This is a genomic window from Veillonellales bacterium (genome assembly GCA_039680175.1).
In the GTDB taxonomy this organism is placed as follows: domain Bacteria; phylum Bacillota; class Negativicutes; order JAAYSF01; family JAAYSF01; genus JBDKTO01.
Genome location: JBDKTO010000086.1, coordinates 1 through 23,722 on the forward strand (window position 1 = coordinate 1; position 23,722 = coordinate 23,722).

General features: G+C 49.0%; 20 protein-coding genes. 17 read left to right on the forward strand and 3 right to left on the reverse strand.

Annotated elements, in window-relative coordinates; translation table 11 throughout:
- From ABFC84_14385 to citG, 6 genes are all read left to right on the forward strand, one after another.
- Positions 1-200, forward strand: a 200-nt coding sequence (locus ABFC84_14385) for a sodium ion-translocating decarboxylase subunit beta (protein MEN6413927.1), incomplete at its 5' end; no start/stop codon positions are given.
- An 87-nt stretch (positions 201-287) separates the two neighbouring features.
- Positions 288-785 carry a hypothetical protein gene (locus ABFC84_14390; GenBank protein MEN6413928.1) on the forward strand — a complete coding sequence of 166 codons (498 nt, stop codon included), beginning with the start codon at positions 288-290 and terminating at the stop codon, positions 783-785.
- A gap of 12 nt (positions 786-797) precedes the next feature.
- Positions 798-1,064 carry a hypothetical protein gene (locus ABFC84_14395; GenBank protein ID MEN6413929.1) on the forward strand — a complete coding sequence of 89 codons (267 nt, stop codon included), beginning with the start codon at positions 798-800 and terminating at the stop codon, positions 1,062-1,064.
- Between the two features lie 173 nt (positions 1,065-1,237).
- Complete coding sequence (locus tag ABFC84_14400; GenBank protein ID MEN6413930.1) at positions 1,238-2,515, forward strand: ArsB/NhaD family transporter; 1,278 nt, start codon at positions 1,238-1,240, stop codon at positions 2,513-2,515.
- 154 nt (positions 2,516-2,669) lie between these two features.
- Entirely contained in the window at positions 2,670-3,959 is a 1,290-nt protein-coding gene (locus ABFC84_14405; protein MEN6413931.1) for an ArsB/NhaD family transporter, read from the forward strand.
- 24 nt (positions 3,960-3,983) lie between these two features.
- Positions 3,984-5,366, forward strand: coding sequence for a triphosphoribosyl-dephospho-CoA synthase CitG (gene citG / locus ABFC84_14410; protein ID MEN6413932.1), 1,383 nt, complete (start codon positions 3,984-3,986; stop codon positions 5,364-5,366).
- A gap of 99 nt (positions 5,367-5,465) precedes the next feature.
- Here the strand turns inward: citG and ABFC84_14415 are convergent, their stop codons facing one another.
- Positions 5,466-5,957 carry a hypothetical protein gene (locus ABFC84_14415; protein MEN6413933.1) on the reverse strand — a complete coding sequence of 164 codons (492 nt, stop codon included), beginning with the start codon at positions 5,955-5,957 and terminating at the stop codon, positions 5,466-5,468.
- 247 nt (positions 5,958-6,204) lie between these two features.
- Between ABFC84_14415 and ABFC84_14420 the strand changes: the two genes are divergently transcribed.
- Positions 6,205-7,599 carry a tetratricopeptide repeat protein gene (locus ABFC84_14420; GenBank protein MEN6413934.1) on the forward strand — a complete coding sequence of 465 codons (1,395 nt, stop codon included), beginning with the start codon at positions 6,205-6,207 and terminating at the stop codon, positions 7,597-7,599.
- Positions 7,600-7,713: 114 nt separating this feature from the next.
- Here the strand turns inward: ABFC84_14420 and ABFC84_14425 are convergent, their stop codons facing one another.
- Positions 7,714-8,073, reverse strand: a complete 360-nt coding sequence (locus tag ABFC84_14425) for a hypothetical protein (GenBank protein MEN6413935.1) — start codon at positions 8,071-8,073, stop codon at positions 7,714-7,716.
- Between the two features lie 353 nt (positions 8,074-8,426).
- Here ABFC84_14425 and ABFC84_14430 point away from each other — a divergent pair, with 353 nt between their 5' ends.
- From ABFC84_14430 to ABFC84_14455, 6 genes are all read left to right on the forward strand, one after another.
- Positions 8,427-9,614 carry a multidrug efflux MFS transporter gene (locus tag ABFC84_14430; GenBank protein MEN6413936.1) on the forward strand — a complete coding sequence of 396 codons (1,188 nt, stop codon included), beginning with the start codon at positions 8,427-8,429 and terminating at the stop codon, positions 9,612-9,614.
- 142 nt (positions 9,615-9,756) lie between these two features.
- Positions 9,757-10,824, forward strand: a complete 1,068-nt coding sequence (locus tag ABFC84_14435) for an HD domain-containing protein (protein ID MEN6413937.1) — start codon at positions 9,757-9,759, stop codon at positions 10,822-10,824.
- A gap of 135 nt (positions 10,825-10,959) precedes the next feature.
- On the forward strand, positions 10,960-12,024 hold the full coding sequence (locus tag ABFC84_14440) for a hypothetical protein (GenBank protein MEN6413938.1): 1,065 nt from the start codon (positions 10,960-10,962) through the stop codon (positions 12,022-12,024).
- Positions 12,025-12,147: 123 nt separating this feature from the next.
- Positions 12,148-13,479, forward strand: a complete 1,332-nt coding sequence (locus ABFC84_14445) for a response regulator (protein MEN6413939.1) — start codon at positions 12,148-12,150, stop codon at positions 13,477-13,479.
- 25 nt (positions 13,480-13,504) lie between these two features.
- The gene (locus ABFC84_14450) at positions 13,505-14,569 is read left to right on the forward strand and encodes a response regulator (protein MEN6413940.1); all 1,065 of its coding nucleotides are present in this window, start codon (positions 13,505-13,507) and stop codon (positions 14,567-14,569) included.
- A gap of 165 nt (positions 14,570-14,734) precedes the next feature.
- A complete protein-coding gene (locus ABFC84_14455; protein MEN6413941.1) occupies positions 14,735-15,550 on the forward strand; it encodes a nitroreductase family protein in 816 nt (271 codons plus the stop codon).
- Positions 15,551-15,620: 70 nt separating this feature from the next.
- On the opposite strand, the gene pdxK is transcribed toward ABFC84_14455, so the two are convergent.
- The gene (gene pdxK / locus ABFC84_14460) at positions 15,621-16,421 is read right to left on the reverse strand and encodes a pyridoxine/pyridoxal/pyridoxamine kinase (protein MEN6413942.1); all 801 of its coding nucleotides are present in this window, start codon (positions 16,419-16,421) and stop codon (positions 15,621-15,623) included.
- A gap of 165 nt (positions 16,422-16,586) precedes the next feature.
- Between pdxK and ABFC84_14465 the strand changes: the two genes are divergently transcribed.
- From ABFC84_14465 to ABFC84_14480, 4 genes are all read left to right on the forward strand, one after another.
- On the forward strand, positions 16,587-17,978 hold the full coding sequence (locus tag ABFC84_14465; GenBank protein ID MEN6413943.1) for a PLP-dependent aminotransferase family protein: 1,392 nt from the start codon (positions 16,587-16,589) through the stop codon (positions 17,976-17,978).
- A 293-nt stretch (positions 17,979-18,271) separates the two neighbouring features.
- A complete protein-coding gene (locus ABFC84_14470; GenBank protein ID MEN6413944.1) occupies positions 18,272-20,023 on the forward strand; it encodes an ABC transporter ATP-binding protein in 1,752 nt (583 codons plus the stop codon).
- Between the two features lie 100 nt (positions 20,024-20,123).
- Complete coding sequence (locus tag ABFC84_14475; GenBank protein ID MEN6413945.1) at positions 20,124-21,527, forward strand: tetratricopeptide repeat-containing glycosyltransferase family protein; 1,404 nt, start codon at positions 20,124-20,126, stop codon at positions 21,525-21,527.
- Entirely contained in the window at positions 21,524-23,581 is a 2,058-nt protein-coding gene (locus ABFC84_14480) for a tetratricopeptide repeat protein (protein MEN6413946.1), read from the forward strand. Before ABFC84_14475 ends, ABFC84_14480 begins: the two co-directional genes overlap by 4 nt.
- Positions 23,582-23,722 lie beyond the last annotated feature (141 nt).

The following is a 23,722-nucleotide window of genomic DNA, read 5'->3' on the forward strand; positions in this document are numbered from 1 at the left end:
ATTTCAGCGGCGGGAAGGTGAATCCGCTGATCGGCTCGGCAGGCGTGTCGGCAGTGCCGATGGCCGCCAGGGTCAGTCAGATCGTCGGGCAGAAAGCCAATCCCGGCAATTTCCTGCTGATGCATGCCATGGGACCGAACGTGGCCGGTGTTATCGGTACTGCTGTAGCCGCCGGCACGATGCTGGCAATGCTGAAATAACTGAGCATTATATTTTTAATAACGAGGCTATTCCGGGGGGCAGGTATGTTGCCCCTTTGGTTTAGTTACAGGCCGAACGGAGGAGAAATGGAAATATATCGCGAATGCTCACGCTATACTAACAGCAAATTACTGTGGTTATGGCTGGCGGTTGCTGTGCTCGCGGTGTGGCTGGGCGAAGAGGTCCATTCCGCGCTGGCCGGCCGGCCGAGCTTTATCGGGCTGGGGTATATTGTTTGCTTTATTGGCCTGTTAGTCTGGCGTTATGGGGTTCGTTACACCTACAGCGTGACAAAACGGCAATTGGTGATTATCAGTCATTTTCTCTGGATTTCCCGTACGTTTACGGTAGACTTGGATTCGGTGGAAAGTTACTCCGGTAAATATGTAAAAAAACTGTTTAAACGCAACGGGATAAAACGCTATGTGTATCGTTATTCCTCCGGCGACGGCAATCCCACCCGGATTATTGTTTTTCATTACCAGGGAGAGCGGCGAGCTGTCTTGGTTAAGGTGCAGGAGCGCTTCATGGATGAACTGAGCAGACTGCTGCCGGGGAAATACAGGGAAATAACAAATCAGTGAGGTGACGTGCTGATGAGCGAAGCGGAACAGGTAACGCGAATTGTTTTGTCCTTTTTCATTGCTTTAGCTATTGTCTTTTTCACTTCTAAACTCATTGGGAAAGAGCGGAAAGCCCGGTGGTTTAAAAAACGGCGGCACAATTCGTTTTTTACCAGACGGGGATTTTTAGGCGATTCCTGTTATTTTGGTGTTCCCTGCAAATGGCAGGGTATAGTCATAGCTTTGCTTATGGTTGGCGGTATCGGTATAATAAGTTATTTGTTATTGTTTGTACTGTGAATTAACTTTATTTGATTTAAATTGCATATCATCGCGCAATAGCGCCTTTCTATGTTGACCCGCGTAGGGAAGAGAGTCTATAATTTAAGAGAAGCAGTGTATTCTATTAAATTAAGGTGGCGGGGAGTCTGGCGGGCAGGCTTCCTTTTAGCTGGTTAAGGGGAGACGTAGCTTTGAATGATTTTGCGTTTTGGGGGTCTGTTATTGTTTTTCTTATCACCTATGCCATAATCATTTCGGAAAAAATTCCCCGAATGGTCATCGCTATGGCCGGCGGATTGGTTATGGTGCTGTTAGGCTTTTTAAGCCAGGAAACGGCGATTAAAGATAATATCGATTTTAATACCCTTGGCCTTTTAATCGGGATGATGATCCTGGTTGCTATCACCCGCCGGACAGGAATTTTTGAGGCCGTTGCCCTATGGTCCGCATCGCTCACCAGAGGCGATCCGCGGCGCCTGCTGGCATTACTGTCGCTGATAACGGCTGCTGCGTCGGCGTTTCTTGATAATGTGACGACCGTTTTGCTGATTGTGCCGGTAACGCTTACGCTGACGGATAAGCTGCAAGTCACGCCGGTTCCTTATTTGATTTCTGAAATTATCGCTTCCAATATTGGCGGTACGGCGACTTTGATTGGCGATCCGCCGAATATTATGATTGGCAGTGCGGCCAGACTTACTTTTAACGATTTTTTCATTCAGCTGGCGCCTGTCTGCTTACTTATCTTGTTTGTAACTATCGGGCTGCTGCTCCTGGTATACCGCAAAGATATGGGAGTTGATGAAAATCATCGCCAAGCTGTTCTGGAGCTGGATTTTAAAGATGAAATAAGGGACTGGTCCTTGCTGCGTAAATCGCTGTTGGTTCTTGGGTTGACAATTATGGGATTTGCACTGCATGGTGTTTTGCAGCTTGAATCCGCCACCATTGCTTTAGCGGGGGCTGTTTTGCTGCTGCTTCTCAGCGGTGAGGAACCGGAGGATATCCTGCTCCATATTGAATGGCCTACCATTTTTTTCTTTGTGGGATTATTTGTTCTTGTCGGCGGCTTGAAGGCAACGGGCGTGATTGGAATGCTGGCAGGCTGGATTTTAACGATAACCCAGGGAAATATAATGGCGACTTCATTGCTTATTTTATGGGTATCGGCCATTGCCTCTGCCTTTATTGATAATATTCCTTTTGTCGCCACGATGATTCCCATGCTGCAGGAAATGGGGCGAATATCCGGGTTGAATTTAGCGCCGGTTTGGTGGTCGCTGTCGCTGGGCGCGTGTCTCGGCGGCAACGGGACGCTAATAGGAGCTTCCGCTAACGTTGTTGTTGCCGGAATTGCCGATAAGCACGGGATCCCACTGACTTTTCGGCAATACACGAAGATTGCCTTTCCTTTAATGATCGTCTCCATCGTTATTTCCCATATTTATATTTATTGGCGTTATTTCTGATAGTAAACGATAAAAGTAAGGCTGTTGCAAAGAAAATGAATTTGACTAAACCATGGCAGAAAGGGTACAATATTAGACAATCAAACAAGTTTTGTTTTTAGGAGGAGCCTGTCACCAAGGGTTCCTTTTGCTTATTTTCCAACATTGGAAGGAGATGATTTTTTTGTACGATGCTGCTTTTTACGGTTCGATTATCATTTTTACTGCCACTTATATCATGATCATTTGGGAGAAAATCCACCGCATGGTCGCCGCCATGACCGGGGGAATCATTATGCTGCTGCTGGGATTCTTGAGTCAGGCAACAGCGATTAGGGATGATATTGATTTTAATACCCTGGGATTATTAATCGGTATGATGATTCTTGTGACGATTACCCGGCGTACCGGTGTTTTTGAGGCGGCGGCCATTTGGGCGGCTGCTGTGGCAAAAGGGTATCCTCTCCGGTTATTGGCGCTGCTGTCGGTGATTACGGCTTTTGCGTCAGCCTTATTGGATAATGTGACGACGGTTTTATTGATTGTACCGGTCACAATTACGTTGACAGACAAACTGCAGATCAATCCGGTGCCATTTTTGCTGGCTGAAATTATTGCCTCTAATATCGGCGGCACGGCCACGCTGATTGGCGATCCTCCCAATATTATGATTGGCAGTGCCGCCGGTCTGAGCTTCAATGCTTTTGCCGATAACCTGGCGCCGGTGAGTATTTTAATCTTATTGGTAACGATTGGTATTCTAGTTTTGCTCTACAGAAAGGACTTGCAGGTTGAGGAAATAAACCGCCAGAACATATTAAAACTGCGCTATCAGGACGAAATCAGCGACCGGCAGCTGCTGAAGAAGTCGTTGACCGTACTGGGGCTTACGGTCGCCGGGTTTGGACTGCACGGCGTATTCCATATTGAATCGGCGACAGTTGCGCTGGCCGGCGCCATGCTGCTGATGCTGATCAGCAGGGTAGAGCCGGAAGAAATATTGCTGCATATTGAATGGCCGACTATTTTCTTTTTTGCCGGTCTGTTTGTTCTGGTTGGCGGATTGAAAGCTACCGGAGTCATCAAGGCTCTGGCGCAATGGAGCCTGGCTATAACACAGGGGCAGGTAATGGAAACATCGCTGCTGGTTCTTTGGCTGTCCGCCATTGCCTCGGCTTTTATTGACAACATTCCCTTTGTAGCCACGATGATTCCCCTGCTGCAGGAAATGGGACAAATGTCCGGACTTAATCTGGAACCGGTATGGTGGTCTTTAGCATTAGGCGCTTGTCTTGGCGGGAATGGCACACTAATCGGCGCGTCAGCCAATGTTATTGTGGCCGGACTTGCAGAAAAAAATGGGATTTCCCTTACCTTTCGTCAGTTTTTTAAAGTGGCGTTTCCACTTATGCTGTTGTCAATTTTAATTTGCCACGGCTACGTGTATTTACGATATTTCCAATAGTTTAAGCCAGAAGGAGGAATATAATTGTCTGAACAAGGAATTACCCTGCAGGATATATTGGCGGCTAACGATCGGCGACAGCTGCGGCAGCAGACTATGCGGGAAAAATACGGCACTGCATTGGCCAGCATTACCCTTAATATACCGGGTCCGGTAAAAGACGGGCCCCGGCTTCGCCAACTGCTGAATTATGCAATCGGTCGGCTGCGGGCCGGTTTAAAAATACTGGCAGAAGACCGGATTTACCCGGCTACCGGGCCGGAAGCGCTGTTAGCAGTGGAAGACGACGCCGAAGCTGTTAAGCAAATAGCGCTGGCAACAGAGGAAAACCATTCTTTTGGCCGGCTATTGGATATTGATGTGTTTACGGCAGCAGGAGAATTATTGTCCCGCCGGCGGACGGGACAGGGACGAACCTGTCTGCTATGCGGTGAACCGGCAGTAAACTGTATGCGTGGCAGGCGTCATAGTTCCGTTGAACTGCAGCAGGCGGTTGGAAAGCTTTTGGCTGAATTTCAGGCGTATCAGTCACGGGAAGTTAGCCTGACTGCGGAAAAAATCGGCGGACTGGCGGTGGAAGCCATGTTGTATGAGGCAGCTTCCACACCGGCTCCGGGATTAGTCGACCGGGTGAACAGCGGTGCTCACCGGGATATGGATTTTTACAGCTTTATGGCCAGTTCGGCGGCTCTCAGTTTCACTATGGCCCGTACGGCTCAGGCCGGGTTCAGTCATAACGGGCTGCCGCTGCCGGCGCTGCTGCCGGTATTGCGGCTCATCGGCCGGGAGGGTGAAGCTGCCATGCTGGCTGCTACCGGTGGGGTAAATACCCAAAAAGGATTGCTGTTTTCTTTAGGAATTATCACGGCTGCAGCCGGCTGGCTGCGTGGCGGCGGTTTGCAGTGTACCGCAGCCTCAGTATTGGCTGCTGCGGCGGAAATTGTGAGCGGAATTGTTGAGCGGGAACTGGGTTCCGTTGCGGCAAAGGAAGAATCCCAGCTTACGGCGGGAGAGCGGCTGTACCGGGACTATGGCGTTACCGGTATCCGGGGGGAGCTGGCCGCCGGGCTGCCGGCTGTGGGCGATCAGGCACTGCCGGCACTGCGGAAAGCGTTAACGGCCGGATTTACGATTAATGACGCCTTAATTCATACATTGTTGGTTTTAATGACTTGTGTGGAAGATACGACGGTAATGAACCGGCATGATCCCGCTACAATGCGTCAGTGGGTTAGGGAAAAAGCGCAGGCGGTGCTTGACGCCGGAGGAATGGGAACAGTTAAAGGCAGGGAAAAGGCTGCCGCGCTGGATGATGAATTTATCGCCCGGAATGTGAGTCCGGGAGGAACGGCGGATCTGCTGGCGGTGACCTGGTTTCTGCACCGTCTGGAAGAGGTAAAAGAATAAATGATGCTGCGGGATGGAGCAATAGAGGGGCGATAAAACAGAAAGGCCGGCCTAAGTTGGGTTAGGCTGGCCTTTCCGCTGATTCGGCTGCCGGAAATTTTAGAATTTGAAGCTTGCACCGACGCCGACTCCGGTATTGTTGCGGCCCTGGTCAGGCATGAAGGAGTGATAGCCGAGGTTGAGGTCGACATTCCGGGCAAGATTGATATTGGTGCCCACTTCCACTTCTTTGAATTCGCTGCCGGTGATCAGGGAAGCATAGCCTGTGGCAGAGGACGACAGAGGAGTGTTTACGGCGATTCCTAAGTAAGTTTTTGCCGTGGAATCAAAATTTCTGCTGCCGATGATGCCTCGGAGATTATCGGTAAATTGGTATTGACCATAGATATCGTCCATTTTACCGTATTCATCTCGGTCGACATTCTGGTAGCCGAGCGTAAAATTGTCGGCAAGTTTATGTTCCACATAGAAGGTGCTGTTTCCGGCACCAATGGCAGTTTGGCCTGTTGCCAGGTCGTTGACAGGGGCCGCCAGGAGGGTGGCCGTATTGAGGGTGAGCAAGGCGGTGAGTGCAACTATAATTTTTTTCAATGGTAAAATCTCCTTTTCGAATGAATGTTGTCAGTAGCTGGAATCTATTGCGAAGCCGGCTGTGTACCGGGTTATTGTCAGGCAGTTTATAAATTATCGATAATTGCCAAAGCACCGGTACTGTGCCGACTTTATTTAAAGTAAAGATAACATAAGAATGTGACAAAAATATGACAATTTTTTTACTGTCAATAGTAGGATAGAAGTGCTGCCGGCGAGAATAACAGATACAGCGGCAGGAACAGCTATGAACCGGAAAGACGCGCTGCGGCTTTTCGGGAAAAGTGGGGGGACCATGGAGCAAATGACGGCGGCAAAGTATATCGGTGCCGGAGTGGCGCTGGCGGAAAAAGGCGAACTGCGGGAAGCCGCCTTATCCTTCTGCCAGGCGGTTAAGGTCGAGCCGGATCTGCCGGAGGCTTATCAGCGGCTGGGCGAGGCATTGATTTCCCTGGAGTATTGGGATAACGCCCAAAAGTGCTTCTGCCGGGTGATTGAATTAGATCCTAGCTATGCGGCAGCTTATAATTATTTAGGAGTGGTTTTAAAGCAAAAAAATCGTCTGGATGAAGCGGAAGAATGCTATCGCCAGGCGATCCGGCAGAAGCCCGATTATGCGGAGGCTTTTCATAATCTGGGGAATTGTCTGAAAGCGGAAGACCGCTTTGCCGAAGCGGAAACCGCTTATCGCCGGGCACTGGAACTGAAGCCGGATCTTTTTGACTCCCGCTTTTCGCTGGGAACGTTATATTTGCTGTTGGGGCAGTATGAGAAAGGTTGGAAATTATACGATTCGCGAATGGTCTGGCAAGACAAATTTCGCTTGGACATTCCGATTTGGCAGGGAGAAACGTTGACGGGGCGTAAGATACTGCTGTTTTATGAACAGGGGTTTGGCGATATGATTCAATTTGTCCGGTATGCCTATCCGGTCGCGGCGCTGGCGGAAACAACCGTATGGATTCAGCGGCCCTTGGAACGGCTGCTTTCCGGTACGCAAAATGTTTTTGCCGTTTGTCAGAGCCGCGGCGAAATCAAGCCGGAACAATTCGATTTTGCCTGCTCGCTGATGAGTCTGCCGGCTAAGCTGAATTCAGCGGCTGCAACGGTGCCGAATCATGTTCCGTATCTACGTGGGGCAAATGACATTGCGGCGAAATGGCGGGAAAGGATTGGCCGGGAGGCTGGCAATTGCAGGAAAGTGGGAGTGGTCTGGGCGGGAAATCCCGGTCATTCCGACGACAAGAACCGTTCGATCCCATTTGAATTATTTCGCCGGTTGTTTACTGTTGACGGCGTATTTTGGGTCAGTCTTCAGGTGGGGAAAAAGCAAGCGGCACTAACCGGTTCAGCCGGGAACCTGTTTGATTGCTCGGCAGAATTGGTGGATTTCGCGGAAACGGCAGGAGTCATCGCGAATCTGGATCTGGTCATTGCTGTTGATACCGCCGTGGCTCATTTGGCGGGAGCCATGGGAAAAGAAACCTGGGTGCTGCTGCCTTTCCGGCCGGATTGGCGCTGGGGGCTGGGAAGAGAAGACAGTACCTGGTATCCAACGATGCGCCTTTTTCGACAGTATGCGCCCGGTGATTGGCAAACGGTACTGGAAAGGGTAAAAGCCGCTTTGCGGAAGATTGTATGATAATAAATCGGCCTTTACTTGCCTGAATGCGGGGCTATTCCTAAAAATCCGATTCCCCGGTAAAAGCAGCGATACTTACGCTGTTTTTACCGGGGAATCGGATTCTAGGCACTGCTAGATTTTTTCATAGGCGGCTATGGCGTTCAGTGTCTGGTAGTTCGTATTGACCTGGCTGCTAGTGCCGGTTTGTGCTGCCGTATTGCCGACGGCAGTTGTCTTGCCGCATTGACCGCAATTCGTACAGGCGGTCTTACCCTGCGGACAGGAACTGGCGCCTGACGCACCCCCGCTTTGAGAAGCTGAATCGGCTGATGAGGCGCTGTCAGCAGAGGCAGTACTACCAGTGGTGGCACTGCTCAAATCTAAAGTGGCAGCTGCACCTATACTTGAAGTTGAAGTACTGCTTTGGAGTTGCTGAGCTTGCTGATTTTGAGAAAAAATACTAGAATTGTTGCTGATGGCTGTAATATTCATATGAAGCTCCTTTCATTGCTTTTGGGGAATAAACTATTTTATGTATTTATCGAAATTCAATCTTTGAATTTTCTTTTGATTTTTTTACTTTGTTATGAGAATGCGGGGATTTTTTAGCCGCAGAGGGGGTTGGTACGGGGTTTTTGAACCGCGAAGGCGCGAAGAGGGCAGAGAGAGGTTACGGATTTTTTATAATGCTCTGCGCTCCCTGCGGTTAGTGCCTTTTACGTTATGTAGCGCAATAGCGGCATGTGGGGTTATGGAATAAACTATGGCATTTTAAGGTTAACAGCGGTATGCTTAGTAGAGAAGTGAATTTGAATTTTAAAGTTGACAGAATAAGCAGGTGCATTATGGAATTTTGGCAAAAAAATTTAGTTGTTTGCTGGTTTGCTGTATTTATTGTATCATCGGGAATGAGCCAGATGGCTCCTATACTACCCTTGTATATCGAACATCTCGGTATTCATGATCCGGCGTCGATTGCAAAGTGGTCGGGTATTGTATTCGGCAGTAATTTTATCAGTCTGGCCATTTTTTCGCCGATCTGGGGTAAATTTGCCGACAAATATGGCCGAAAACCGATGGTGCTGCGGGCGAGCCTTTGGCTGTCGCTTATTGTGATCAGCATGGGGTTTGTTCACAATGTGTATCAATTAACCGGACTGCGGATTATGCAGGGGGCGCTCTCCGGTTTTCAAGCCGCGGTGGTTACGTTAATTGCGACCCAAACCCCCAAAGAGCGATCCGGCTGGGCATTGGGGGTTATCTTCAGCGGACAAGTGGGAGGCACATTGCTGGGGCCTTTGTTTGGCGGATACTTGGTAGAAATCATCGGATTTCGGGAAAATTTTATCGCTATGGGATCATTGTGCTTCGTAGCGTTTATTGCCTGCTGTTTATTTATTAAGGAACAGCCGGTGACCACCAGCCGGGAGAACCTCAATTTTCATGACGTGTGGCAGCGCCTCTCCCGGCCTGAGGTGACGGTATGCTTGTTTATTACCACCCTTGTCATGCAGCTGGCGCTTATGTCGATACAGCCGATTGTTACTGTCTATATTGCTCAGCTGTCGGCGGAAACGACTCATATTGCGCTTATTTCCGGCGCGGTTTTTGCTGCTTCCGGCCTTGCCAGCATACTTGCCGCCCCGCAGCTGGGAAGAATTTCGGATCGAATCGGACCGCAGAAGGTACTGCTGGCATCGCTGATAACAGCGGGATTTCTTTTTATTCCCCAGGCTTTTGTCCGGTATTCCTGGCAGCTGGGGGTGCTGCGGTTTTTGCTGGGAGGGGCGATAGCAGGATTGCTGCCTTCCATTAACAGCTTGATCAGGCAGAATACATCGGAGGAAATTACCGGCCGGATTTTTGGCTATAATCAGTCGGCTCAGTTTCTCGGCATGTTTTTAGGCTCGGTGCTTGGCGGACAAATGGCGGCTGCGTATAGTATTCAATCTGTATTTTTCTTTACCGGGGCATTATTAATGCTGAATGCATTTTGGGCTTACCATACGATATACAAAAAGACGGCTGAATGATGGATTTAGAAAAAATGAGTCGTAAGCCAATAGGACTTCTTTCCTATAAAGTTAGCCGCTTAGCTCCAAGGAAACTATTTCAAGTTTGTGATATAGTATAAATAGGTAGGGAAAAGGGTTTCAGGGTAAGGGGGATAGTAGTATGGCGGCAAAAATGATGGCAGTCAAAGATGTAACCCCGGGAAGCGTTCTTGCCGATTCGGTGCTTTCGATTAAAGGAAAAGTGCTGCTGGGGAAAAATATTATATTGACACCCAGACATATTTCTTTGTTGGAGGCCTGGGATGTTCAAAGCGTATTTATCCAGGGCGATGAAGAAGAATCACCGGCTGAACCGGCAGAAACAGCCGTTCCTGCCGAAGAATCCGGCGAATATGTTCAGTTCAGTCAGAAATATGATTCTATTGTCGCCAATACGGATCAGACCTTTACTATTATCCGCAAACGGAGGATTATTCCGGTCGTTCATCTGAAAAAAACGGCCGGAGACATTCGTTCTTCTATTGTCGCCAATAGTTTTAAAATCATGAATTATTTATTGGCTAATGATTGCCGATTAGCCGATTTTATTTCCCGTCATTCGGTAAGTGTGGCTTATTTTGCCGGAATCATTGCCCGTCAAATGAAATGGAAGGAAGAGGATGTGGAGGGAGTGGCTCTTGCCGGATTGCTCCACGATGTAGGAAATTTGACGGCGGCCGACGTTCATGATTTTCGGGCACAGGCCAATATTGCCGAAGCGGCCCGGCTGCTTCGCACGACGACGGGACTTTCCAGCGAAGTGATTTTAGGGATTATCCAACACCGTGAAAGTGTGAACAGCACCGGACGGGTTGCGGGAGAACATGGTTCTAAGATCCATCCCTATGCCAAAGTGATTGCAGTGGCCGATTATTTCCATAACATGGCGTACAAAGATACATGCGCCAATCCTTTTCCGGTTCTGGATTTGCTTGCCGCGAAAATGTTCAGCTCCCTGGATCCGGATGTTTGTCAGCTGTTTATCAGCCGGGTGCGGGACAGCTTGTTAAATAATAAAGTACTGCTTTCCGACGGACAGGAAGCGGAACTTATCTTTTTTAATCCCAATAAATATAGCCTGCCGGTAGTAAAAACTGCCGATAATCGGATTGTTGATTTGTCCCGGTGCAATGATTTGAAAATTCAGCAGCTTGCTTCCCCAAAAATAGAACGGGGAGCCGATAAATAAAAAACTCCGGCAATTTCTTTGCGAATTGAGTAGGAGTTTTTTGCTTTTATGGCAAATATATAAAAGAACCTATCTTTCGCCCTGCGGCGTAAGTCACGCTGTCAGGGCTTTTTGTTGCGTGGGAGGAGTTATACAATGAAATATCTAAAGAAGCTGGTATTGGCCGCGGTCATGATTTTGGCTCTGGCAGGTCAAGAATCGCCTGCCGGAGCTGCCGGCCTGCAAGGACTGGATGTAGAGAATCTTCCCGAGTGGGAGATGAATAATGTTTCTCAAGGGGGCACTCTTTTATTTTCCGACAGTCCTGAAATGGTGTCTGAGAATGGTATTTTATATCAGGATCAGGTGACGGGAAGTGCCCGTCTCTTTTTTTACCATGTTAATGCAGCAGCAAGAGCGAAGAAAGTGGATGTTATGCTGGAAAACAAAAATAAGGAAGCCGTCCGCGTATCTGTCAGTCAATATGGTCTGGGGGGGCCGGGGTATGACTGGATGGCGGTAGGTAAAAAGGCGATGACGTCCTATCTTGCCGGAAGCAAGGAATATTCGGTGAATGTTCCTCCCGGGGGAATGGTGCCGTTGGCGGCAGAGATCAGTGAAACGGCGGTGCTGCCTAATATGCTGATCAATGGTATTTTCGATTTTTCGGCCGATCATCCGATCAACGTTAAGGTGATGATGCTGCCGATACTGGAAAATAGTGATGCGTTTGCCAAGACAGCGAAGACTCTGCCGGCGGATCAGCCCCATCTGCGGGGTACTTTTAGCGGCGCGAACCGGCGGCTTTCACCGATTTTTGCTTACGATCCGGCCCAGGATGGAGCCGTAGCATTGACTTTGGCCGATAACGGAGTGGACCATTATTTAGAAGGAATTGACGCCACAGATGGCAGCAGAGTTGTTGATTACGGGAATTACGGGGTTGTCTATCATATTCTGTTTTCTTCGAAGAAAGGCGGTAAAGTTGCTTACTATTTTGTTCCTCTGGGAGGAGATTATGCAGGGGCCATTGGGATTCAGCATCCTGATGTATATTGGAGCCCTCAGGCTACGCCTATGGGCAGGACCAGCTTCGGCACAGATAAAGCAAAAGAGTTTACTTTTATGGGAACTTACGACAGCGGCGATCCAATTACTTTTATCTTTAGTCCGCCGGGAGCATCCAATTTGCCGGTGGAAATTGTGGTTTTGCCTCAGTGAGCAGGAATCAAATGCTCCTAACTTGTTTTATGGCAGGTTAGGAGCATTTGATTTGGTGCGCCCGGCAAGGAGAAAGCAGGAGCTTGTCGAAAAAATAGAATAAGAATAATCAGACAGCAACAAATGGTAAAATCTTCGATTGGTGGTGGTTCGGTGAAGATACTGATTGTCGATGATGAAAAGTTCAATCTTGTGATGGCCAGGGACATTATCGAAGCCCATGTGGAAAATCAGGAAATTTTATTATGCCAGTCACCGGAACAGGTGATGGAACTATTGGCGCAGCAGGATATCGGCATTGTGCTTTTGGACATTATGATGCCGAAAGTGAACGGAATTGAGATTCTTAAAGATATCAGGCGTAAGGATGAGTATAATGACATCCAGATTATTATGTTTACCGGAGTTGCAGACAAGGAAAGTTTCCGGCTCTGTTTTGAAAATGGGGCCAATGACTTTATCAGTAAACCAATTAATGTCATAGAATTTACGGCCAGGATGCGGGCAGCCGTAAAAGCAAGAAAGAATGTGCTGATGCTTAGGAACATGTTTAACAAGACGGCGGAACAATATAATGAACTGCAGCAGGCAAACCGGAGCATGAAAAGTATGCAGGAACAGCTGATTCAGCAGGAAAAACTGGCTTCGCTGGGGGAAATGGCAGCCGGAGTCGCCCATGAAATCAATAACCCGATTGGGTTTGTCAGCAGTAATCTGGAAACAATGGGGAAATACTTGGCTAAAATCAAAGAAATATTGGCTCTTTACAGAAATTTTTCCCTTATGGCCGGAGCGGAAACGGTCGGCCGCCAGGAACTGCTTCAGGCAAAACAACGGTTGGAGGAAACAGAGGAAAAGCAAAAAATGGATATGATTCTTGCGGACATCGGCCCAATCATTGAGGAATCGAAGGACGGAGTCAACCGGGTTACCAAGATTGTGCGCAGCTTGCGGAATTTCGCCCGGACCGGGCTGGAAGATGAGATGGCGATGAGTGATTTGAACCAGATCATTGAAGAAGCGCTGCTGATTGTGCGCAATGAAGTAAAGTATGCTGCCAATGTCGAAAAGAAGCTAGGCACAATACCAAATATCTTATGCGATAAAGGCCAGATCGGGCAGGTGCTGGTGAATATTTTCGTTAATGCGGCTCAGGCCATAAAAAGCCAGAAACGCAATGAATTAGGAACGATTTTCGTTGAAACCTGCACCGATGATATTTATGTCGTAGGCAAAATAACGGATGACGGACCCGGGATTCCGCCGGAATACTTAGGCCGGATTTTTGATCCCTTTTTTACGACAAAAGAGGTAGGCGGCGGAACGGGATTGGGTCTCAGTATTGCTTACGGCATTATAAAAAAACATGGCGGCGAACTTCTGGCGGAAAGTGAAGCCGGCAAAGGCGCCTCTTTTACGATAAAAATTCCATACAGGGATAAGGCATTGCAGTGAAAAAATGCAAACGGGGGTGGTAAAAGTGACGGAAAAGAAAAATGCGGTCTTATTTGTCGATGATGAACCACATATTCTCAGTTCGATTCGCCGGGCAGCGATGGATGAATCTTTTGAAGCTATGTTTGCCGGCAGCGGCCAGGAAGCACTGGAAATTTTTGAAAAGCGGGAGATCAGCGTTATTGTAACCGATATGCGGATGCCGGGAATGGACGGACTGACTCTTCTCAAAATAATAAAGGAAAAATATCCGCAAACGGTACGGATTGTCTTGTCCGGGTATACCCAGCTGTCTCAGGTATTGGCCACGGTGAACCAGGCGGATATATTTCAATTTATCCCGAAGCCCTGGAGTATGGAAGAAGAACTTTTGGCCGGGGTGCGCCGGGGGATTAAGCAGTTTAATCTTGCGGCAGAGCGGGACAGCCTGCGGGACCGGCTGGTGCAAAAAAATCAGGCTTACCGGAATATTTTTCGCGAGCTGGAACAGAGGTTTGCCGAGGAAAAGCAAGACCTGGCGAATTTAAAAAAAATTTATCACTGGATATTTGCGTTTTGGAAGAAAAATTTAGAACTGGGTTCAAAGTATCTTGAGGAAAATAAAACTGCTGTTTCCGGGTATACCGATGTTATTGAAGCAATTATGGACAACTATCTGGAGGTTCTGCCCACAGCCGTTGAAGCGAAAACGGTGGCAAAGGTTATTGAAGAGATTGTAACTGCTTCTGCGGGACAGATTAGTGTTCAACCGGGTTACAACGGCGACGAAAAAATTTCCGGCTACGCATCACTTCTGGTGATGGTATGTAAGAGCATCCTGACACTAATTGCTCCCAGTCCGGAAGGAAAAGTGGTCTGCGATGTAAAAATTGCCGCGGCGTCCGGTGAGTCCGGTTCACCGGTTATTATTGTCAGAACGCCGTTGCCGCCGGAATTGTCCCCTTTGCAGCAAAACAGACTTAAAATTGGCTGTTCGCTGTTAAACGAAATGGGAAAAGCTTATCGTATGGGGGTGAAGCTGGAGATTGCAGAGGAAGTCAAATCGATTCAAATTATTTGGCAGACAGAAGCCAGCAGGAGAGAAGCATAACCTCAGTGATTTTTCAACAGAAAAATTTATAATATCATTGAATCTTGAAGCAGTTTTCAGGAGCACGCCCTGAAGCGGGGCATGACATTATTGCTATTTTTTTACAAGGGTAGTAAAATAAAGCAATCAATATCAGTAAAGAATAGAGAATGAGGAGGGGAGCCCATGAGTTTACTGACAGTCAGCCAGGAGCTTTGTGTCAAATGCGGGATTTGTGTTGAGGTTTGCCCTAACGGTATCATCGGTATGACGGCAGAAGGTCCGCAGATTAAGTACGCACCGGCTTGCATTGCCTGCGGACATTGTACCGCGGTCTGTCCCCAAGGGGCATTGGATCATGTAAAAGCGCCTTTGGACAAACAGACAAAGCTGGTCCGCTACCCGGTGATTGATCCGGAAACGGCTGCCGCTTTTTTGCGGTCACGCCGTTCCATACGCGTTTATAAAAAGGAAAAAATTGCGAAAGAAAAAATCCTGCAGCTTCTTGATATTGCAAGATTTGCTCCTTCCGGCTGTAATTCACAGGGATTATCGTATATAGTAATTGAAAATTCCAACCGGCTTAAGGACATAACTGAAGCAACGATAAAATGGCTGGAAAAACAGTTGCAGGACGGTGCCGAATGGGCAAAAGCTTTTGCCGGTGTAGCCGATGTCTACCGAAAACAGAACGTTGATGTAATACTGCGGGGAGCACCTTCTTTAATCGTAGCCACCGCACCCCGGAATTTTCCCCTTGGTCATGACAATGCACGGTTTTCTCTTGAATATGTGGAACTGTATGCCACTGCCCTGGGGCTGGGAAGTTGCTGGGCAGGATTTGTGGAAATGGCGGCCGGAAATTTTTATCAACCGCTTTTGGCGGCTATGGGGATCAGGGAGGACTTTACGGTTGCCGGAGCTATGATGCTGGGGTATCCGAAGTATACGTATCCTCGTTTGGCAGATAGAAATCCTTTGCAGGTATCATGGCTTGAGTAGCCGATTCGGCATATTGGCCCGCACTAGCGCGGGCCAATATGCCGAATCGGGTTAATTATCATTGCTCTGCTTAAAGACGATGGGCTGCATGGCAAGTAGTGCCTACATAGGAATTCAGCGGAAAGCCGTGGCGGATGGCAGCGGTAATAAATTCTTTGGCCTGCTGCACCGCTTCCCGTACAGGTAGGCCCTTGGCGAGTCCGGCGGTAATCGCGGCCGAAGAAGTGCAGCCGGCGCCATGGGTATAAGAAGTATTGATTTTCGGGGACTCGAACGTTACAAAGTCTTTGCCGTCATAGAGGATGTCAATGGCGCTTGCCGTACCCAGTTTTGCCCCGCCCTTGATCCATACATTTTTGGCGCCGAGGGCATAAATTTTGCTCGCGGCTGCTTTCATATCCGCAACCGATTTGATGGGGATACCGCTTAACTGACTGGCTTCGAAGACATTGGGCGTAATGACGGCCGCCCGGGGCGCAAGTTGTTCGCGGATGCCGACGGCAGTCTCCGGATGCAGTACCTCAGAGGTGCCTTTACAAACCATTACAGGGTCGATCACTACATTTTTAATATTGTATTGATCAATTTTTTTTGCCACTAAGGAAATGATTTCGACGGTGCCCAGCATGCCTGTTTTTAAAGCGTTCACACCGATTCCGGCCAGGACGGTCTCCAATTGAGCTTCCAGCGCTTCTAGCGGCAGGGGATAAATATCATGGGACCAATTGTTATGGGGATTTTCTGCTACGATGACGGTGAGTGCCGTCATGCCGTATACGCCCAGTTCCTGGAAGGTTTTCAGGTCTGCCTGCATACCGGCGCCGCCGCTCGTATCCGAGCCGGCGATTGTAAGGGCTTTACAGATTGTCATTTTCGATTCCTCCTACAAATTGATAAGCTCAAAGGCTTTAAGAGCTAACAGAAAAGAATAAAATTGTGGTAAAAAACATAATTGTATTATAAAATAAATCTGATACTTTTAAAATACACAGAATAGATATTTTCAATAGGGACAGTTTGAAGGAGAGGGGATATGGTGACGGGATTGATTCTGCTTGATTCTTTCAGTAAGGAGCCCTTATATATGCAGCTTTACCGGCACTTTAAGTCTGAGATAGAGCAAAATAAATGTAACGCTGGCGACAAATTGCCATCAATTCGCTGGCTTGCCAATAATCTTTCCGTCAGTAAGATCACAGTTGAGAAAGCCTACCAGCAGCTTGTAAGTGAAGGGTATGTCAGCAGTCGCAGCCGGTCCCGCTATGTAGTTAATAAACTGGAGGAAGCGGCGATTAGACCGTACACGGCGCTCGTTTCCAAAGAGTATGAACCTTTTGGTCAACGGAACGTACGCTACGATTTTGCCAGCGGTGAGATGGATTCTGACGGTTTTGATTTTTCCTTATGGAAACGCTATATTAACAAGGCTTTTTTAGACAAAAATCGCCTTATGGGATATGGAAACAGTAAAGGCGAGGAGGAGCTGCGGCGGGAAATAGTGAACTATATCCGGTCAAGAGGCGTGTATTGTCACCGGGAACAAATCGTCGTTGGTCCGGGAGTACAAAATCTGCTGAATATACTGTGCAGTATCCTGCAGGTTGAGCATAACAGCATTGCTTTTGAAGAGCCGGGTTTCACGAACGGCCGTCGTGTTTGGGCGGACTGGGGGTTTACCATTGTCCCGGTACGAATGAGGCAGGATGGCATTGATACCGATGAACTCATCCGCAGTGGCGTAAAGCTAGTTTATTTAACTCCTTCCCACCAATTCCCCACCGGCTACGTTATGCCAATCGGCAAACGGACCCGGCTGCTGAAATGGGCACAGCAAACAGGCGCCGTTATCATTGAGGACGATTACGACAGTGAATTCCGCTATTTCGGCCGTCCGATCCCTGCGCTGAAGGGGCTCGATAATGAAGGCAGCGTAGTTTATTTAGGCTCATTTTCCAAGGTGATACCGCCTTCGATACGGTTGAGCTACATGGTGCTTCCCGATCAGCTGAGGGAACGCTATGAACAGAATTCCCCATTGTACAACCAGGCCGTTTCAACGATTGAGCAGCTTGCTCTTGCCCAGTATATGGCGGACGGACAGCTGGAACGGCAAATTCGGCGGCTCCGTAAACTATATTGTGAAAAGCAGCTGTTGTTTATGGAGACCATTAAACGTATTTTTGGCAGCCGTGCGGACGTCAAGGGAACAGGATCGGGGCTTCATATCGTTTTAACCGTAAAATCGGCGTTGTCGCCCCGGGAAATGTTTTTAAAGGCAATGGAACAGGGGTGCCGGATCGCTCCCATTCAAAATTATTATTTAGCAGCGGTTCCGGAAAATTTGCCCCAGGTAATCTTGTATTTTTCTAAAATACCTTCCGGCGAAATGGAGACAGCAATTAAGCTATTAAAGGATGCCTGGTTCTAAGAAGCGAACGGTTTTAGAGAGATTGCTTCGCGGGCGCCCGCAATGACAAATTTGCGGACGCCCGCGGTTTAGTGGTTTTGAAGGAGTAAGGCGGATAGGCTGAAGAGGGTGTAGTCAGGAGGAAAAAAATCGCTGCCGGCGAAAATTATTATAACCGGATATTTTTAAGGCAGGTTACTGCTGGAAAAATGCGGGGATTTTGAACCGCGAAGACGCGAAGTACGCAGAAGGGGTTACGGGTTTTATATTTTTATTCTGCGTTGTGCCGCGGTATATGATAAACGGAGGTTTGTATGTCCATTTTTACAAGGTTTATTCAATACTATAGACCCTACCGGTGGTTATTTTTTTCCGATTTGTTTTGTGCAGTCGTCGTTTCTCTGGTGGATCTGGCGTTTCCTCAGATCCTTTATTTTCTCACTCACGGCGTTTTTACCCATAGTGCGGCGGAAATTATTCGGACACTGGGGATCGTCGCTGCCGGGATGATCGCCATGTACGGTATTCGCTATGGATGCCAGTATTATATCACCACCTGGGGGCACATTATGGGGGCGCGGATGGAAAGCGACATGCGCCAGGATTTGTTTGATCACTACCAGCGGCTTTCCTTTTCCTATTATGATCGGAACAATACCGGGGAGATGATGTCGAAGCTGGTATCCGATTTATTTGATATTTCGGAGCTGGCGCATCACGGGCCGGAAAATATTTTTATCTGTACGCTGAAGATCATCGGCTCGTTTGCTTTGCTATTGTTTCTCAATGTGAAAATGACTTTGATTCTGTTTCTGGTCACCCTGGTCATGATTCTGTTCAGCATCCATCAGAACCGGAAAATGAAAGCCGTTTTTATGGACAACCGAAAAAAAATTGCCGGGGTGAATTCCCAGGTGCAGGACAGCCTTTCCGGCATTCGCGTGGTGAAGTCTTTTGCCAACGAAGATTTGGAACGGGAAAAATTCGGCAGCAGCAATCTGGAGTTTTTGGATTCGAAGGTGGGCAGTTACCGGATTATGGGGAGTTTCCAGGCGGGGAACGGTCTCTTTCAGGGACTGCTGTATGCGGCGGTCCTGGTCAGCGGCGGATATTTCATTGCCAACGGCAGTCTTGAAGTCTCCGATTTGGCCGTGTATGCTTTGTATATCGGGATTTTTATGAATCCCATTGATGTGCTGATCAATTTCACAGAGCAGTTTCAGAAAGGGTATTCCGGTTTTAAGCGTTTTCTGGAAGTCGTCAATACGACGCCGGAAATTTTGGAAAAAGCGGATGCCGTGCCGTTGACAAGAGTGAAAGGTCATATTGTTTATCAGGATGTTTCCTTCCGGTATGATCAACATTCGGGGGTGCTGGATGGGGTTAATATCTCAATTGATGCCGGGAAGACCGTGGCCTTGGTGGGCCCTTCCGGCGGCGGCAAGACCACCATATGCTCCCTGCTGCCCCGGTTTTATGATGTGACCGGGGGAACTGTCATGATTGACGGCAAAGATGTGCGCAGTCTTACCCTAAAATCCCTGCGCAGTGCCATCGGCATTGTGCAGCAGGACGTATATATGTTTGCCGGTACGGTGCGGGACAATATCGCCTACGGCAAGCCGGAAGCCACGGACGAAGAAATTATCGGGGCGGCGAAAAACGCGAATATCCATGATTTTATTATGAGCCTTGACGACGGCTATGACAGTTATGTGGGAGAACGGGGCACCCGCCTTTCCGGGGGACAAAAACAGCGGCTGGCTATTGCCCGCGTATTCCTGAAGAATCCTCAAATCCTGATTTTAGATGAAGCTACTTCCGCCTTGGATAATGAAAGCGAACGGTATATTCAGGTATCGCTGGAACGCCTTTCCCAAAACCGGACCACCATTGTGGTGGCTCACCGGCTCAGCACCATTCGCAATGCCGATGAAATTATCGTGATTAACCACAAGGGAATTCAGGAACAGGGGACTCACGAAGAACTCCTGTCCCGGAACGGACTTTACGCCAAATATTATAATATGCAGTTTGAAGGATTGGATGAACTGCAGAACGAATAAATAAGAAAAAGTCAAAGCAGGATGCAGCTTGAAATACATGGAGGTGATTTGAGCAGACTCACAGGCGCTGGCTATGTGAGTCTCAAAGGGAGACAGGAATATGGATGCGCATTTATTAAATAAGCAGGCGCTGGCCTCGGCGTCAGGAGAAGCTTTACAGCAGGCGGCACAGGTGCTGCTCCAGGTGGTTCAAGCCCGGCCGGATAATGCCAACGCCTGCAATAATCTGGGTCTGCTGCTGTTGAAAATGAAACAGCCGGCAAAGGCCGAGACTTATTTTTTTCAGGCGATTAAACATAAGCCGGATTCGCCTGAATTTCATAATAACCTGGGATCGTTATATGCCGCCGGCGGTAAATCCGGGGAAGCACGGGTCTGCTTTTGCCGGGCGATTACCCTGAATCCGGCTTACGCTGAAGCTTACCGGAATCTGGGCCTTTTACTGATGCGGCAAAATCTTATGCCGGAGGCTCAAGCCTGCTTTTGCCGGGCGGTGGAACTAAAGCCCGACTATTGGCAGGCGCATAGTGTTCTGGGAAGAATTTATTTAGCCCAGGGGCAATATGCCATGGGCTGGGAAAAGTATGAATGGCGGCTGAAGTCGCCTAAATGGCATTCCTTGCCTTTTCCCCAGTGGCAGGGAGAGGATTTGACGGGGAAAAGGATACTTCTGTATTACGAGCAGGGGTTTGGCGATACGCTGCAATTTGTCCGCTACGCCAAAGTGGTGGCGGAAATGGCCGCGGAAACTGTTTTATGGGTGCAGCCGGTATTGCAGCGGTTAATGAGCAGTTCTCCCGGCAGGTTTAGCTTACAGCGGGGGAAACGGCCCCCGGCGGGACAATTTGATTTTGCCTGTCCGCTCATGAGTCTGCCCCGGACTTTTAAAGCCATGATTCCGCAAAATGTGCCCTATCTTCGAGCTGATCCGGAGACTGCGGAAAAGTGGTCAGGTATTCTCGCCCAAACCGGCAGCGGCAGGAAGCTTCGCGTCGGAGTTGTCTGGGCCGGGAATCCCAGGCATCATAACGACAGGAACCGTTCCATTCCTTTTTCTGTTTTTCGCCAGTTATTTGTTGTGACCCAAATTCATTGGGTCAGTCTGCAGGCCGGACAGCGGGCGGGGGATGTGACAGGGGTCGGTCAGGTGAAGGATTATTCCCGGGAACTGATTGATTTTGCCGAAACAGCCGGGCTGATCGATAACCTTGATCTGGTTATCACCGTGGATTCGGCAGTGGCTCATTTAGCAGGGGGACTAGGCAAGGAGACGTGGCTCCTCCTGCCTTTTGCCGCCGACTGGCGCTGGCAGATGCAGCGGGAGGACAGTCCCTGGTATCCCACAGTGCGAATTTTTCGTCAGCAGACAGCGGGAGACTGGCGGGAAGTCCTGGAGCGGGTTGCTGCTGCTCTGGGTAATATTGTGAACCGTGATGCGCCGAAAAGTACCGCTTTGCCGCAGCAGGAAACCGGGAAGAATGAAATCGGGGAAGTGGAAGCGTGACGGTAGAACTTTTTGTAAAACAGGGAATATCCCAGGCGAACCAGGGAAACTTCAAGCGGGCCATCGCTTTGTTTCACCAGGCTGTCGAACTGCGGCCCGATCCCGATGTCTACTATAATCTTGGAGTGCTTCAAATGCTGGAAAAGCAGCCGGCGGAAGCGGAAACGGCCTTTCGCCGGGCTATTGAGCTGCGTTCCGGTTTTTCTGATGCCTATAATAATCTGGGGGCGGTTTTAAAAGGGGAAGACCGGCGGCAAGAAGCGGCGGACTGCTTTCGCCGGGCCATCGAATTCCAGCCTGATTTTCCCGAGGCTTATAACAATTTAGGGCTTATGCAGGCGCAGTCAAGCCGTCTGCTTGAGGCGGAAGCCTGTTTTAACCGAGCCATTGCTCTTAGAACGGACTATCCGGAGGCGTATAACAATCTGGGGCTGGTACAGCTGAAGCTGAAACAGCCGGAACTAGCGGAAGCATCTTTTCGTCAGGCGATTGAATTGCGACCGGACTATCCGGAAGCCTATAACAACCTGGGAACGGTCCTCAGAGAAAAAAATTGTCTGGCAGAGGCGGAAACCTGCCTTTGCCGGGCCGCTGCCCTGCGGCCGGACTACCCGGAAGCCTATTACAATCTGGGGTTTACACAGGCGAAGTCGGGTCGGATTGCAGCGGCGGAACAATCCTATGGCCGGGCGATTGCGCTGCGGCCCCGTTATTCGGAGGCTTATAACAACCTGGGCGTTCTATTTAGGATTACCGGCCGGGCAGAGAAGGCGGAGGAGTGTTTCCGCAAAACCATTCAAATTAATCCTGACATTGCTGAAGGGTATAATAATCTGGGAGCGGCTTTGAAAGATCAAAACCGCTTGACGGAAGCGGAACTGCAGCTTCGCCGGGCAATTGAGCTGTGTCCCTGTTATCCGGAAGCTTACAATAACCTGGGCAACGTGTTAAAGAAGAAAAATGATTACGCAGAAGCGGAAGACTGTTTTCGCCAAGCAATTCAATTTAAGGCGGATTTCCCGGAAGCGTACAACAACCTGGGGATGATTTTAACCGATGAAGGGCAGTTTGACGAGGCGGAAGAGTGCCTTAGCCGGGCCGTTGAATTGCGTCCGGACTTTCCCGAGGCCGAATATGCTTTTTCCACATTGTATCTGCTTCAGGGAAGGTTTGACAAAGGTTGGGGAAAATATGAATCCCGGTTTGCGGTGTTTGACAATTATCAGCCTGCTATTCGCCGCTGGCGGGGGGAAGACCTGACGGACCGGAAAATTCTGCTGTTCTGTGAGCAGGGACTGGGAGATACAATTCAATTTATCCGTTACGCTCCTCAGGTGGCGGCAATGGCCGGCGAAACCAACGTTTTGGTACAGAAATCACTGGTACGGCTGCTGGCCGACCAGAATCAGGCTTTTACCGTTCTTGACAGGGACAGGCTGGAACCGGAAGAATACGATTTTGCCTGTCCGCTGTTGAGTTTGCCGCTGGTCTTCGGCACCACCGGTGAGACCATTTCCGGTGAAACCCCTTATATAAAGCCTGCCGGGGAGATTAGCCGGAAATGGCGGGATATGCTGCAGCAAAAGGACGGCGGCGAAAAATTTCGGGTTGGCGTTGTCTGGGCCGGGAATCCGGAGCATCAAAACGACGGCAACCGTTCTATTCCCTTCGATAGTTTCGCCGGGTTATTTGATAATAGGAGTGTGAGCTGGTACAGTCTGCAGGCAGGCGAGAAGGCTGCCGACTTGGCGGGAGCATCCTGCCAGGCGGTTGATCTTTCACCGGAGTTGACTGATTTTGCCGAAACAGCAGGAGTTATCGAAAATCTGGATCTGGTCGTCACAGTCGATACAGCTGCAGCCCATCTGGCGGGAGCTATGGGGAAAGAGACTTGGCTGCTGCTGCCGTTTGCCCCGGAATGGCGCTGGCAGCTGGATCGGGAGGACAGCCCCTGGTATCCGGCAATGCGCTTGTTTCGCCAGCAGACCAGGGGCGATTGGCAGCAGGTTATCGGGAGAGTGAAAGAGGCATTAGAAAAAAAGATAAAAATTTAGCGAAAAAGACTTAAGTGTTTTGTTTTCTGTTACGATATATAAAGTGAAAAACCGAATGGACTATACAAGGACGATTCAACGGGAGCCAACGGTACCTTGCAGGATGCAGGGAAAAGTTGGGCTGTTGAGCCGTCCTTTTCG